Genomic DNA, 14,425 nt, shown 5'->3' with positions numbered 1-14,425 from the left:
AGCGGTTGATCCTGATGCAAGTGATATTGCAACTCATTCGCAAGTGTCAAGCTTATTGCGAATGAGTTGCATTAAAAACTGGAAACTTGGCCTGAGCCACTTCTTCACTTATCCTGAATCCAGAACACTGCTTCGTTCTGAGAATGATGTTGAGTGGGAGGACGCTCACAATGACAGTGACGCACGAGCCCTGGCTCGTGGCGCTTTCCCTGATAATGGCGTTTCAGGGCAGCTTTGTTGGTTTGGGTTTGGCTGTCCAAGTCCGCACGTCGACTGAACCCCGTCGGCGCTTGCTGTTGGCCGGAGCCGCGCTCACACTCGCACTTGCGATTTGGTCGATGCATTTTGTCGGCATGCTCGCCGCCCGCCTGCCCGTCCTGACAAACTTTCTCGTATTGCCGACCCTTCTTTCCTTTCTCGTCTGTGTACTGGTCGTCGGTATCGGCGTGTTTGCGGCCAGCAATCGCCAACTGACGCCCGTTCGCCTTGGGATCGCAGCCTTTGTCATGGGGGCCGGGATATGCACGATGCACTATCTAGGCATGTACGCGTTGCATCTCTCGTTAAGTCTGTCTCATGACACGGCCTATGTATTTGCCAGTTTCTTGATCGCCTTTAACGCCTCAGGCCTTGCGCTCTGGCTCTTATTCGGCCCCGGACGACGACCGCCGATGTTTGTCTCTGCGGTCGTGATGGCGCTTGCGATCTCCGCAATGCATTACATTGCGATGGCCGGCTTGACCGTTGAACCGCTTGTATCGCCAACACCCTCGCTTGCTCCGGCCCTAGACCCCGGAACTCTCGCCATTTTGGTGTCCTGTGTGGCTTTTCTTGTCTCCGGTCTTTTTTTGCTCAAGCTTGTCCCGGAACAGCCTCTTGAAGGGAATGAGGCTCCCCACTTCGATGATGAGCTTGCTTTGCAAGCGGCAACACCAGCGAGCCCTGCGGTTGCGGAAGCGAATTCCGGAGGTTCGTCTTCTGCCAAACCGGAGCAGACCTCCAAACGCACTGCCCATGGCTTACAGTCCGCCGCCACTCCGATCCAAGCGCAGAAATTGACGGCAAAAAGGATGCTGCCGATCGAACATGACGGTCAAAAAACTCAGATCGCCACAACGGAGATCGTGGCCATCCATGCAGATGCGCATTACACGAAGCTGTTCGACGGATCGCGGGAGTATTTCTGTCCCTTATCCATAAGCGAAGCCGAGCGTCAGCTGGACAGCAAAACTTTCAACCGGGTGCACCGGAGCCACATCGTGAACCTTGCATGTGTCGCTTCGTTCAAGAGATCCGGTGATGGTGGCCTACTGATCCTGCAGGGTGAAGGAGGGCAGTCTGTACCAGTTAGCCGCTCTCGCTGGAGCCGTGTCAAATCCCAGCTCACGACAATGTCGGCGACCAACGCTCCAGAGCCCGACCCGGCTCCCGCTCACTAGCATCGTACTATCGGTTTCCTTCGGCAAAACGCCCAGCACGCAGTGCAACATACGCGTGCAAAGGCCGCATTTCGTGAACCAGATCGCTTTTCTGGCCTTTCGCTGCACAGCCACAGGTCAATTGGAAATTCGATATCCTTAAATTACTGACATTTCGAATAAATTTATCTCCACACCAAAGTCAGAAATATCGATTTTTTCACAAAAAACGTCAGCAATGATGACGTAATTCGTGATGGAATAAACGTATTCCGTGCATACTACTAGGTCATTTGTGCAGGTTTCCTTGAGAGTGCGCTGCAGCAACTGCGACGCTTATTGTCAAAGGAGGCGCGTGGGAGAGCGCCGTACTCAAACGAAAGGGCCTGTCCAGATCTCGGAGGACCACCGCCCAACCGTTTAAGCTGCATGAGGGAGGAGAAAGACGTGATCCCAGGTGAATTCACATATCACCGGCCAGCGACTGTCAAAGAAGCAGTGGCGATCCTGGCCGAACACGGCGATGAAGCCCGGCCGCTATCCGGGGGCCACAGCCTGATCCCAATGATGAAGCTGCGCATGGCGGCACCGGAACATCTGATAGATCTCGCCGGTGTCGATAACCTCAAGGGCATCTCGGAAGACGGCGGCACGATCATCATAGGAGCAATGACGACCCAACATGAGATGATCCAGTCGGATCTCCTTGCCGCAAAACTTCCCATCATTCGCGAGACAGCCCTGCTGATCGCCGATCCTCAAATCCGGTATCTCGGTACACTCGGTGGCAACGTCGCTAACGGCGATCCGGGCAACGACATGCCCGCCCTGATGCAATGCCTTAACGCAAATTATGTGCTGACCGGCCCGGACGGCGACCGCGAAGTCGCTGCGCGCGAGTTTTACGAGGCCGCCTATTTCACGGCACTGGCGCCGGAAGAAATTCTGACCGCTGTTCGGATCCCGACACCGGCGACGGGCCATGGTTATGCTTATGAAAAACTGAAGCGCAAGGTGGGTGACTACGCCACCGCCGCCGCAGCGGTTCTCCTCACGATGAATGGCGGAACCGTCGCATCCTGTTCCATAGCCCTCACAAATGTGGCCGACACTCCGCTTTTTGCCGCTGAGGCAGGCGAGATCCTGACCGGGTCTGCTTTGGACGCAGAGACCGTGAAGAAAGCTGTCGCAGCCGCAGAGGCCATAACCGAACCGGCATCCGATGGACGCGGTCCAGCCGAATACCGCACGAGAATGGCGGGCGTGATGCTGGAACGCGCACTTGCCCGCGCAGCAGAGCGCGCAAGCAGCTGACCGGGGACGAGGGAGAGACAAGAATGAGCGATATTGAACAAATCCCGGTCACCCTGACCGTCAACGGAAAGAAAGTGCAGCGCTTCGTGGAGCCGCGCACGCTTCTGATCCACTTCCTGCGGGAAGATCTCGACATCACCGGTCCGCATATTGGTTGCGAAACATCCCACTGTGGGGCCTGCACCATCGAAATGAACGGCATGTCGGTCAAGGCCTGCACGATGTTCGCAGCGCAAGCCAACGGCGCAGACCTCACGACCGTCGAAGGCATGGCGAATGCTGACGGGACACTCTCCGCCTTGCAGGAAGGTTTCCGCCAGATGCACGGTCTCCAGTGCGGCTACTGCACGCCGGGCATGATCATGCGGGCACACGTACTATTGAAGGAAAACCCCAATCCAACAGAAGACGAAATCCGCATGGGGATCGCCGGCAACCTGTGCCGGTGCACCGGATACCAGAACATCGTCAAAGCCATCCAATATGCCGCTGCCAAGCTCAACGGCACTGATTTCCAGGAGGCTGCAGAATGAACGACATGACCCCGACACGGGAACAGCGGGAAGCAGCCCTTGAAGGCATGGGCTGCAAGCGCAAACGCGTTGAAGACATCCGCTTCACGCAAGGCCAAGGCCAGTATGTGGACGATCTGAAACTGCCGGGCATGGTGTTCGGTGATTTCGTGCGCTCGCCCTATCCGCACGCAAAGATCGCCAAGATCGATGCTTCAGAAGCGCTTAAAATCCCAGGCGTGATTGCCGTTTTGACGGCGGAAGACCTGAAGGGTGTGAACCTTGCCTGGATGCCGACACTAGCTGGTGACGTCCAGATGGTTCTGGCCGATGGCAAGGTGCTCTACCAGAACCAGGAAGTCGCGTTCGTTGTCGCGGAAAACCGCTATATTGCGGATGATGCCATCCAGCTTGTTGAAGTCGAATACGAAGAGCTGCCGGTACTGGTCGATCCGTTCAAGGCCATGGACCCGGACGCACCCGTCCTGCGGCCCGATCTTGAAGGCAAGACAGAAGGCGCACACGGACCGCGGGATCACCACAACCACATCTTCAAATGGCAAGTGGGCGACAAGGACGAAACCGCCAAGGCATTTTCCGACGCCGACGTCACCATCAAGGAGATGATCTCCTATCACCGCACGCACCCGTCACCGCTGGAGACCTGCCAGTGCGTGGCCTCCATGGACAAGGTGAAGGGAGAGCTGACGGTCTGGGGAACCTTCCAGGCGCCACATGTCATTCGAACGGTTGCCTCGCTGCTGTCCACCATTCCGGAGCACAAGATCCACGTGATCGCGCCGGATATCGGCGGTGGCTTCGGCAACAAAGTTGGCGCTTACCCGGGCTACATCTGCTCGATTGTTGCGTCGATCGTCACAGGGGTTCCGGTGAAGTGGGTCGAAGACCGGATGGAGAACCTCTCCACCACATCCTTTGCCCGCGACTATCACATGACCACGGAAATCGCCGCAAAGAATGACGGCACCGTGACCGGACTGAAAGTGCACGTGCTCGCCGACCATGGCGGTTTTGATGCCTGCGCCGACCCGTCCAAATGGCCCGCCGGGTTCTTCAACATCGTCACCGGCTCCTATGATTTCCCAACCGCCCATCTTGAGGTCGACGGGGTCTACACCAACAAGGCACCGGGCGGGGTTGCCTACCGCTGTTCCTTCCGGGTGACGGAAGCGGCCTACTGCATTGAACGGGCCATGGACATCCTGGCACAGAAGCTGGAGATGGACCCAGCCGATCTTCGTATGAAGAATTTCGTCAAGCAGGAACAGTTCCCATATCAGTCGGCACTCGGCTGGGAGTATGACAGCGGCGACTATCACACGGCCATGCAAAAGGCGATGGACACCATCGGCTACCGCCAGCTGCGCGAAGAACAAAAAGCCAAACAAGACGCCTTTAAACGCGGAGAAACACGCGAAATCATGGGCATCGGCATTTCGTTCTTCACCGAAATTGTCGGCGCCGGCCCCTCAAAGAACTGTGACATCCTCGGTGTTGCCATGTTTGATAGTGCGGAAATCCGTGTCCACCCGACAGGCTCGGTGATTTCGCGCATGGGCACCAAGTCCCAAGGCCAGGGCCATGAGACCACCTGGGCCCAGATCATCGCGACCGAGATCGGCATCCCGGCCGACGATATCATGGTCGAGGAAGGCAACACGGATACAGCGCCTTATGGTCTCGGGACCTACGGCTCGCGGTCGACGCCGGTCGCAGGTGCTGCTATCGCGCTAGCTGCGCGGAAGATCCGCAACAAGGCCCAGATGATCGCGGCACACATGCTGGAAGTCTCCGAGTACGACCTGGAGTGGGACATCGACGGGTTCCAGGTGAAAGGCAATCCGCAGGCCCGCAAGTCGATGAAGGAAATCGCCTGGGCAGCCTACAATGCTCCACCGCCGAACATGGAGCCAGGTCTGGAAGCTGTCAGCTACTATGACCCGCCCAACATGACATATCCATTCGGCGCGTACTTCTGTGTCATGGACATCGATGTCGACACGGGCGTTGCCAAGACACGGCGGTTCTACGCGCTGGACGATTGCGGCACCCGCATCAACCCGATGATCATCGAGGGTCAGGTGCATGGCGGTCTGACTGAGGCCTTCGCCATCGCGATGGGCCAGGAAATCCGCTACGACGAAACCGGCAATGTCATGGGCGCATCGTTCATGGACTTCTTCCTGCCGACAGCCGTGGAAACGCCACATTGGGAAACCGATCACACGGTCACCCCGAGCCCGCATCACCCGATTGGGGCCAAGGGGGTCGGTGAAAGCCCGAACGTCGGCGGCGTTCCTGCCTTCTCCAATGCGGTCAACGATGCGTTCCAGTTCATGGGCTCCACGCATATCCAGATGCCGCATGATGCGTGGCGTGTCTGGCAGGCGGCCAAGGATCTTGGCGCGCACGGCTAAGAGCGAGCGAAGGATCTCCCTCCCGGGACCGGGAGGGAGACAATTGAAGGAAGACTTCATGACACTGACAAATGCGCTGCAGACCGAGGATCAGCTTGTCCCAATCAACACGTCTTCCAGGCGTGTGTTCGAAATCGCAGTCGCGAACGGTCTTTTAGTCTGGCCGAAACCGGCCAACGAAAAATCCGAAAAGGCGCTGGTGTCCAGCTGATTGGCCCGGCCTAACCACCATGACAACCCATACAAAAGACACTCTCGCCAAAGCGCTCGCTGCCACCGGATATGTTGCCGATGATGGCCTTGCCATGGCCCTTCTCCTCACCGAGATGCTGAACCGGCCTCTGCTTCTGGAAGGGGAAGCCGGGGTCGGCAAAACGGAGGTCGCAAAAGCGCTCGCAAAACTGGACGACACTAACCTGATCCGTTTGCAATGCTACGAGGGTCTGGACCGCTCCGACGCCATATACGAGTGGAACTATCAACGCCAACTCCTCGCAATCAAGGCACGGGAAGGTGCCGATGACGACGCTGAAACCGTTGAAGAGGCAGTGTTTTCCGAGAAATACCTTTTGGAGCGTCCTCTTCTGGCTGCGATCCGCCAGGACAAGGAACCGGTCCTTCTGATCGATGAAGTTGACCGGGCCGACGAAGAATTCGAGGCGTTCCTGTTGGAACTCCTGTCTGACTTTCAGGTCTCAATTCCCGAACTAGGCACGATTGAAGCCAAAAGCATCCCCCGGGTGATCCTGACCTCGAACGGAACACGGGAGCTGTCCGATGCATTGCGCCGCCGGTGCCTTTATCACTATGTCGATTACCCGGACACCAGCCGCGAAGCGCATATCCTTTTGAGCCGGGTGGAGGGACTGGACACTGCCCTTGCCCTGCAAATCGCCGAACTGATGGGAAAGTTGCGCAAGGAAGACCTGACGAAGGTGCCGGGCGTTGCAGAAACCATTGACTGGGCGGCTGCCCTTGTCGGCCTTGGCACAAAAAATCTGCATGAGCAGCGTGAGACGGTTTTCGAAACGCTGGTCTGCGTTCTGAAGACACGCGAAGACCAGGCCCGCATTACTCCGGAAGTCACCGATCGGCTTCTTGGAAAGGTGGCCTGAGCCATGACTTCCGTTCATCTTGACAGCCATGACGAACTCGGCGCTGCAGTCCGGGTGCGCCTTGCCGGGTTCGTGCGTTCCTTGCGCGACAGCGGGTACAAGGTAGGTCTTGGTGAGACGGAAGATGCAATCCGGCTGCTTCGCTCCGATGTCATCAAACGTCCCCAGAGGCTGAAGGAAGCGTTCCGGGCCCTTTTTTGCGGCCGCTTGTCGGACTGGACCAAATTCGATGACGTGTTCGATGCCTATTGGCTCGGACGCGGTGTGAAATCCGGTATCAAGGTCTCCGGCAGCAGTTCCAGGAAGACCATGAAAACCATCCGCGAGATGGTTGATGCCCAAGGCCCGCGTCAGGACACCATCGCAGGTGATGTTGACCGGGTTCCGGGCGAAGAGGACGAACCCAGCGACGAGGCACCGTCGGGACGCCGGGAGGGTGCCAGCATTGCCGACCACCTCGGCAAGACCGACTTCCGCAATATCCATGACCCGGAACAAATGGCCAAGGCACATGAACTGGCGGAAAAACTTGCCAGAGCCATGCGGATCCGCCTCACGCGCCGGGACAAACAAAAGCGCAAGGGTCCCCGGCTCGACTTGCGCAAGACGATCCGTCACTCGATCGCCCATGGCGGCACGCCTATCGAATTGATCCGCAAGGGCCCGCGCGCGCGCCAGCTCCGTCTGGTGATCCTTCTCGATGCTTCCGGGTCGATGAGCAACTACACCGGGGTCTTCACACGGTTCGTGCACGGCCTCCTCGGCAATTTCCGGGAAGCCGAAGCGTTCCTGTTCCACACCCGGCTTGTCCATGTCTCATCCGCTCTTTCAGAACGCGACGCAACGCGAGCGATCGACCGGATGGGCCTGATGGCCCAGGGCATCGGCGGCGGGACGAAGATCGGTGAGGCGCTGTCGGACTTCAACAGGTCCCACGCTGCCCGCGTCATCCACTCACGGACCTGCGTGATGATCCTTTCCGACGGCTATGACACGGGCACGCCGGACCAGCTCGCCGAAGAGATGGCCCGGCTTCGCAAACGCTGCAAGCGGATCGTCTGGCTCAACCCCATGATCGGTTGGGATGGATACGAGCCGGTGACCGGCGGGATGCAGGCCGCCCTGCCCCATGTCGATCTGTTTGCGCCAGCCCATAATCTCGACAGCCTGGCCGCCCTCGAACCTTATCTTGAACGCCTGTGATGCGATGGGAGAGACACCGATGAAACACTCTGCCCCTGAAACACTGAGCGCTGTACAGCAAGCCTCGGCAACCGATGTTTCCGCTTTGGCGGAGCAACTGCGGAAAGATGCAGAACCCTATGCACTGGCGACAGTCGTCCGAACCATTTCGGTGACTGCCGCGAAAGCCGGCGCAAAGGCCGTTATTGCCGCAGACGGCAGCATCGCAGGGGGGTGGATCGGTGGCGGCTGTGCCCGGTCCGCCGTCATCAAGGCTGCGAAGGCTGCCATTGAAGACGGCGAGACAAAGCTGATTTCCATTCAGCCCGAAGATCTGCTCGCGGAACTTGGCGTTAAAGCCGGAGACAACCGGCAAGGCGTAAAGTTTGCGAAGAACATGTGCCCAAGCCAGGGCACGATGGACATCTTCGTCGAACCGGTGTTGCCACGCCCCAAGCTGCTTATCTTGGGTGCCAGTCCGGTGGCCGCCGCCCTTGCACAGCAGGGGCCGAACATCGGCTTTGAGTGTATTGCTCATGCCCCGCTCGAAGACCTGAGTGCATTCCCGGAGTTTTGCGATCTCAAAGACGGTTTTATCGTCCCAGAAAATAGTAACGCAGAGCGCTACCTCGTGGTCTCCACGCAAGGGCGCGGTGATTTGGCGGCGCTTGAGTCCGCCCTTGCTGCGAACTCGAAACACATCGCCTTTGTCGGCAGCCACAGGAAAATCGCCCATCTGAAGTCCAAGCTGCGCGAAAAGGGGATCCGCGAGGAGAGCCTTAACCGGATAGATGGTCCTGCCGGGCTCGACCTTGGTGCGATCACGCCAGAAGAAATCGCCCTTTCGATCCTTGCCGAACTCTTGATGGTCCGCCGCAAGGGCCAACGCGGAACCGACGTTCATCACATTTGAAGTTACAGACGGAGTATAATTCCATGCAAATGACCGACAGCCAACGGATCGAGGCGCCCCGCGAAACGGTTTGGGCGGCGCTGAATGACCCGGAAGTTCTCAAGGCATCGATCCCCGGCTGCGAGGAGTTGATCAAGCACTCCGACACCGAGCTGGAAGCCAAAGTGAAGCTGAAGGTCGGCCCTGTGAAGGCAACGTTCGGCGGCAAGGTGGAACTGCTCGATCTCGATCCGCCGAACGGATATCGCATTGAGGGCGAAGGGTCCGGCGGTGTGGCCGGGTTTGCACGCGGCGGCGCGAAGGTCCAGCTGGAAGCAGATGGGCCGGACGCCACAATTTTGCACTACGAGGTCGACGCCAAAGTCGGCGGCAAGCTCGCGCAGCTCGGCGCTCGCCTGATCGACTCCACGGCCAAGCGCCTAGCTGGTGAATTTTTCACCGCATTTGCAGAACAAGTCGCCCCGAGCGCACCCGAAGAGGCTGAAGAAAGTGCAGATGCTGCCGGTGACGCAGACGCGTCTAAAGAAAAGAAAGGCTGGCTCGGCGGGCTGTTTGGCGGAAAGAAAACCGAAGAAACACCCCACGAAGCAGCCGAGTAACCGGCCTGGTGAATGTCACCCAATGTGAACCTCTGGAACTCGAAAGGAGTGAGTTGATGACCGCACACACCTTGAACTGGAAGGCCGCCGTGGAGGAAGTCCGGCGAGATCTATCTTTGATGCTTGCACTTGGTACCGGCGCAACGCTGACCGCGTTTCTGGCAACCGTTCACGCCTGCTGCCTCGGCCTTGCAACACCGCCAATGGCCGCGCTTCTGCAGATCTGCTCTTCGGCGGGGTGACTGGCCTTCAAAGAGCTATGTAGGTTCAATCACCCAGAACTCACGATTGGCATTCCCGGTCCCGAGCCGGGACCAATTGATGCAACGCAGAGACCCCGGCTCAAGGCCGGGGCAGCGCATACGGCTGATTTCTGTATACTTGGCCTCAGGCCGTAATCGCCTTGAGTTCCAGAAAATCTTCCAAACCAAATTGACCGAATTCGCGGCCGTTGCCGGACTGCTTGTACCCACCGAAAGGAACGTCGTAGTCAATGCCCGCGCCGTTGATATAAACGTTTCCGGCACGCAGTTTTCGGGCCACCCTACCAGCCCGCTCCGGATCGCCGGTCTGGATATAGGCTGCCAGACCATAAGGTGTGTCGTTGGCGATGCGGATTGCGTCTTCTTCGGTCTCAAACGGCAAGATCGCAAGCACCGGCCCAAAGATTTCTTCCCGCGCGACATGCATGTCGTTGGAGACGTCTGCGAATATGGTTGGCTGGACGTAGTAGCCGGTTTCCAGCCCTTCGGGCTTTCCCGCACCGCCGGTAAGCAGTTTGGTGCCTTCCTTGATGCCAGCCTCGATATGTCCCTGGATCCGCTCATATTGCAGCTGACTTACGACCGGCCCAATATGGTCTCCATCCTGCTCCGGATCGCCGACAGCCGTTTCGCCGGCAAATCGTTTGGCCAGCGCGAGGACCTCATCGTAGACAGAACGCTCGACCAGTAGCCGGGTCGGAGCATCGCAAGACTGGCCGGAGTTGGCAAAACAACCTTCGACCGAAAACCGGACGGCTGTTTCTAGGTCAGCATCGGCAAAGAGAATATTGGCCGACTTGCCACCGAGTTCCAAAGCGACACGTTTGACGGTCGCTGCTGCATTTTGGGAGACGGACGTCCCGGCACGGGTCGACCCGGTAAACGATACCATGTCGATATCGGGGTGTGACGACATTGGCACCCCGATCCCGGGACCATCCCCGTTGACCAGATTGAAGACACCTTTGGGGCAGCCGGCCTCGTGCAGGATCTCGGCAAACAGCATCGCCGAGAGCGGCGCAATTTCGCTCGGTTTCAGGACCATAGTGCATCCAGCGGCAAGTGCTGGCGCGACCTTTGCGGCTATCTGATTGATCGGCCAGTTCCAAGGCGTAATGAGACCGCAAATACCGATCGGCTCATCCCGCAAGGTACTGCCACCGCGCGGGCTTGGCCGCTCCCATTGATGGGATTTGAGCGCTTCAAGCGTTGCCTCGAAATGACCAGATCCTGAGGGAGTTTGCTGCTCGCGGGCAAACTTGGCTGGAGCCCCCATTTCAAGGCGGATCGCTTCATCCATTTCAGCGGACCGGCGATTGTAGATTTCGATGATCCGTTCAAAGAGAGCAACACGCTCTTCAACCGAGCTCTCGCCCCAGGTTTGAAACGCTGCTTTTGCGGCATCGACTGCCTTGTTCAGGTCTGCCTCTCCCCCCAAAGAGATGACCGCAACCGGCTGCTCCGTTGCCGGATTGACGACATCGAAGTCTTTGGCTTCAGTTGGCGCAACCCATTGCCCATTGATATAAAATTGGCGTTTATCAAGCATTTCGGTCAGATCACTCCAGAGTCATTCCGCCGCGATGGCAACCGCAGCATTTGGTCTGACTTCGTACCCCGGTTCTTCCGGTTCGTCATCTTCCATTTCAGCCGGAAAGCCATCTCCGAGGACCGTGAGGCCTGTCGCGTCCTCGAGCCGCTTGATGATGTTTGGCGACAGCTCACGTGGACCGTAGCGGGAAATGCCATCGGCGAAGATCTGGTTCAACATGGGTGACAGCTCGAGCGGGACGCTGTGCTCCTCGGCAATCGACTGAAACAATCCGATATCCTTGGCAACCAGATCCATCGTGAATGAAATATCCCGGGACCCGTTGAGGATCACCTGGCCTTCGGTTTCATGAACAAAGGAGGTTCCAGACGAGATCTTGATCGCCTCATAGGCGGTGTTGAGATCCATCCCGGCTGCCTTGCAGGTGGTCAGGGCTTCACAGACGGAGACAAGGTTCGCGGTGGCCAGATAGTTGGTCACCACTTTCAAAACCGAGGCCGAACCGATGTCGCCCGTGTGCAAGACCCGGCGCCCCAGCACGGTCAGGAAAGGCAGGGCGTTTTCAAAGGTCTCGCGGCTGCACCCGGCAAAGATCGAAATATTGCCGGTTGCCGCCCGGTGGCAGCCGCCGGAAACCGGACATTCAATGGCCTCACCGCCCTTTTCTGCAACCAATCCAGCAAGCCGTTTGACTTCGCTGGCGTCCGTTGTAGACATTTCCGCCCAAATGGTGCCCGGACCAATGCCTTCAAGAATGCCATCTGTTCCTTCGACAACTGCAGCACAGGCGGCCGGGCTCGGCAGACAGGTAATCACCACATCGCAGTCTTCAGCCAACTGTCTCGGACTGTGCCCCTTTTTGGCGCCAAGTTCGGCGAACTTCGCCATGAGGTTTTCGTCGAGATCGAGGACCGTGAGATCAAAACCATTGCGCAAGATGCTGCCAGCCAGTTTGCCGCCAACATTACCAAGACCGATAAAACCTACATGCATGTCCGCCTCTCCGAAGTTACAAGGCCAATTCAGGTGGCGAAGAGGATCCCTGACTCCTTACGAAAAGAAAAACGAATAAATAGATGGACATTAGTTCAATTTTTTTATCAATAAGAAGATGTCCAGTCTTCCAAATCTGATGTGGCTCAGAAGCTTCGAGACGGCCGCCCGGCTCGGCAGTTTCACAGCGGCCGCCGAAGACCTGGGCCTCACCCAGGCCGCCGTCAGCACACATATCCGCAATCTGGAGAGCCAGCTTGGGCATGCCCTGTTTCTCCGCTCAACGCGCAGACTCGCTCTGACCGAAATCGGAAAGGCCTATTTGCCCTCCGTACGCAAGGCAATTGACGAGCTATCCTTGTCAACGGCAGGTCTTTTCGGGGCGCGCCAGTCAGGGACTGTCACCCTGCGGGCACCAATCTCCACAACGGTTCTGGTGATCGCGCCACAACTGCCCAGATTTTTGGAGCAACATCCGACAATCAAGGTTCGCCTCCTGTCTGCCATCTGGGCAGAGACGGTTTTGGAGACCGAAGTCGATATCGACATTCGGCTTGGTATCGGAAAATGGCCAGACGGCCACGCAGACCTTCTGGCAAGAGACACGATCATTCCCGTATGCGCCCCCTTGCTTGCCGAAGACATAGACACGCCCGCAGCGCTTCTGACGACACCGCTCATCCACATTCTAGGTTTTGAAGATCACTGGGACCGATACTTTGAAGAATGCGACCTGGAACGTCCGAAGGGGCAGCGGCGTGTTACTGTAGACACCACGCTTGCAGCTGTTGAGCTGGCAGCAGCAGGTGCTGGAGTCGCTCTCATCCTGGAGCGGGCTGCGATCCGGCTGGAAGAGGCCGGGCGGCTCAAGATTCCCTTGGACATTCGTATTCCACTCGGACAAGACCACTACCTTGTGGAACGGGATCATTCAGCAAGAACACGTCCCGAGGTGGAGACGGTGAAAGACTGGCTGAGATCGATCCTCACATAGCCTTGCTTAGGACGCTCCGACGACCGGCTGCGCTGATCCGGTCTTCGCCGGACGACCATTCAATGCAAAGTCGGTCAACCCCGCAGATAGCCAGATCGCCGAGAGCGTAATCCAGGCAGTCACCGCGAAAACAGAGGCCCCGGTGATACCCGCGCCAACGGCACAGCCGCCTGCCAGCATGCCGCCAAAGCCCATCAGCGCCGCACCCGTTCCATAGCGGGCCATGGACCGGCCACCTTCAAAGCCTTGAAGCTCCAGTTCGCGGGAAAAAAGTGCAGCGAGGAACGAGCCGGCAAAAACGCCGGGGACAAGTCCGATACCAAAATCGAGCGCAGACTGCGCGGGCGACAAGAACAGCATCAGCGTATCAGCCGAGGGGCCGGTAAAGGTGATGCCCTCGATCTGCACCGGCTCAAACGCCTGACTGGCAACAGAAGCTGTGAACCACCATGCGAGCGGTACGGCGAGCCCCGCTCCGCACGCTGCAATTGCTTGCCAAAGGGGTGTTTTGGCCTTGATCGCAATCGCAATTCCGGCGCCCAACCAAAGCAATGCAAAACCAAGTACGACTGCCTGCGACAGCCCTAAATGTGCAATCAAATCATTCCCGCCGATGTCCGCCGTTGTCCAGAGCCCGGCCGCCCATTCGCGCAAGGGTTTCAAGATCCCCCTGAGGCTGGCTTGGGCAATCACCGCAAAGACCAGTCCGGACAGAAGCGCCCGCAAGTTGCCGGTCGCAGAGAGGACGAGAAGCCGGCTGGCGCACCCCCTTGCCAAAACCATTCCAATGCCAAACATCACGCCGCCTAACGCTGCGCCGGAGAGACTTTGCGGAGAAGCGAGTTGACGGGCTTCTTGCGATGGCACTTCGCCGAAGCCAACAAGCAGCTGAGTTCCAAGAAGTGCTGCGGAGAACGCAAACAGCCAGATTGATAAGCGAACACCAAAAACACCGTGCGCAAAGTCAAGCGCTGCGGCCCTCAAACAAAACCGGCTTTGCTGTGCGAACCCACCAAACAATGCACCGGACAGAAAGCCGCCCGCAGTCAATATCGCAGGTTCTGAAAATCGATCCAGAAAGTAGGTCAAATCCATCGCTGTCTACCGATTAGCCGGTGTTGGATCAGCAACA

At 57.9% G+C, this 14,425-nt stretch carries 14 protein-coding genes; 11 read left to right on the top strand and 3 right to left on the bottom strand.

Going from position 1 to position 14,425, the window contains the following annotated elements:
- Positions 1–170 precede the first annotated feature (170 nt).
- The 10 genes from ACQY4Z_RS16240 to ACQY4Z_RS16195 all read left to right on the top strand — a co-directional run bounded on the left by ACQY4Z_RS16240 (position 171) and on the right by ACQY4Z_RS16195 (position 9,733).
- Entirely contained in the window at positions 171–1,439 is a 1,269-nt protein-coding gene (locus ACQY4Z_RS16240; protein ID WP_428522938.1) for an MHYT domain-containing protein, read from the top strand.
- A gap of 426 nt (positions 1,440–1,865) precedes the next feature.
- A complete protein-coding gene (locus tag ACQY4Z_RS16235) occupies positions 1,866–2,732 on the top strand; it encodes an FAD binding domain-containing protein (RefSeq protein WP_428522936.1) in 867 nt (288 codons plus the stop codon).
- Between the two features lie 23 nt (positions 2,733–2,755).
- On the top strand, positions 2,756–3,265 hold the full coding sequence (locus tag ACQY4Z_RS16230) for a (2Fe-2S)-binding protein (RefSeq protein ID WP_428522934.1): 510 nt from the start codon (positions 2,756–2,758) through the stop codon (positions 3,263–3,265).
- A complete protein-coding gene (locus ACQY4Z_RS16225; protein WP_428522932.1) occupies positions 3,262–5,682 on the top strand; it encodes an aerobic carbon-monoxide dehydrogenase large subunit in 2,421 nt (806 codons plus the stop codon). The genes ACQY4Z_RS16230 and ACQY4Z_RS16225 overlap by 4 nt, the downstream gene beginning before the upstream one ends.
- Positions 5,683–5,740: 58 nt before the next feature.
- Positions 5,741–5,893 (top strand): hypothetical protein, encoded by a 153-nt coding sequence (locus ACQY4Z_RS16220; protein WP_428522930.1) that lies wholly within the window; start codon positions 5,741–5,743, stop codon positions 5,891–5,893.
- A 19-nt stretch (positions 5,894–5,912) separates the two neighbouring features.
- Positions 5,913–6,797 (top strand): AAA family ATPase, encoded by an 885-nt coding sequence (locus tag ACQY4Z_RS16215; RefSeq protein WP_428522928.1) that lies wholly within the window; start codon positions 5,913–5,915, stop codon positions 6,795–6,797.
- Between the two features lie 3 nt (positions 6,798–6,800).
- Complete coding sequence (locus ACQY4Z_RS16210; RefSeq protein WP_428522926.1) at positions 6,801–8,000, top strand: vWA domain-containing protein; 1,200 nt, start codon at positions 6,801–6,803, stop codon at positions 7,998–8,000.
- 19 nt (positions 8,001–8,019) lie between these two features.
- Positions 8,020–8,892, top strand: a complete 873-nt coding sequence (locus tag ACQY4Z_RS16205; protein ID WP_428522924.1) for an XdhC family protein — start codon at positions 8,020–8,022, stop codon at positions 8,890–8,892.
- A 23-nt stretch (positions 8,893–8,915) separates the two neighbouring features.
- Positions 8,916–9,491, top strand: coding sequence for an SRPBCC family protein (locus ACQY4Z_RS16200; RefSeq protein WP_428522922.1), 576 nt, complete (start codon positions 8,916–8,918; stop codon positions 9,489–9,491).
- A 56-nt stretch (positions 9,492–9,547) separates the two neighbouring features.
- Positions 9,548–9,733, top strand: coding sequence for a hypothetical protein (locus ACQY4Z_RS16195; protein ID WP_428522920.1), 186 nt, complete (start codon positions 9,548–9,550; stop codon positions 9,731–9,733).
- 145 nt (positions 9,734–9,878) lie between these two features.
- On the opposite strand, the gene ACQY4Z_RS16190 is transcribed toward ACQY4Z_RS16195, so the two are convergent.
- Positions 9,879–11,303, bottom strand: a complete 1,425-nt coding sequence (locus ACQY4Z_RS16190; RefSeq protein ID WP_428522918.1) for an aldehyde dehydrogenase family protein — start codon at positions 11,301–11,303, stop codon at positions 9,879–9,881.
- A gap of 21 nt (positions 11,304–11,324) precedes the next feature.
- On the bottom strand, positions 11,325–12,299 hold the full coding sequence (locus tag ACQY4Z_RS16185; protein WP_428522916.1) for an NAD(P)-dependent oxidoreductase: 975 nt from the start codon (positions 12,297–12,299) through the stop codon (positions 11,325–11,327).
- 118 nt (positions 12,300–12,417) lie between these two features.
- Between ACQY4Z_RS16185 and ACQY4Z_RS16180 the strand changes: the two genes are divergently transcribed.
- Positions 12,418–13,293: a LysR substrate-binding domain-containing protein gene (locus tag ACQY4Z_RS16180; RefSeq protein ID WP_428522914.1), complete on the top strand. Its 876-nt coding sequence runs from the start codon at positions 12,418–12,420 to the stop codon at positions 13,291–13,293.
- A 6-nt stretch (positions 13,294–13,299) separates the two neighbouring features.
- Here ACQY4Z_RS16180 and ACQY4Z_RS16175 read toward each other — a convergent pair whose 3' ends face one another.
- Positions 13,300–14,388 (bottom strand): YeeE/YedE family protein, encoded by a 1,089-nt coding sequence (locus ACQY4Z_RS16175; RefSeq protein ID WP_428522912.1) that lies wholly within the window; start codon positions 14,386–14,388, stop codon positions 13,300–13,302.
- Positions 14,389–14,425: the final 37 nt, after the last annotated feature.

This window comes from Roseibium sp. (assembly GCF_965276855.1).
In the GTDB taxonomy this organism is placed as follows: Bacteria; Pseudomonadota; Alphaproteobacteria; order Rhizobiales; family Stappiaceae; genus Roseibium.
The sequence above is the reverse complement of the archived record's forward strand: the minus strand, read 5'-3'. Positions and strand labels throughout refer to the sequence as shown.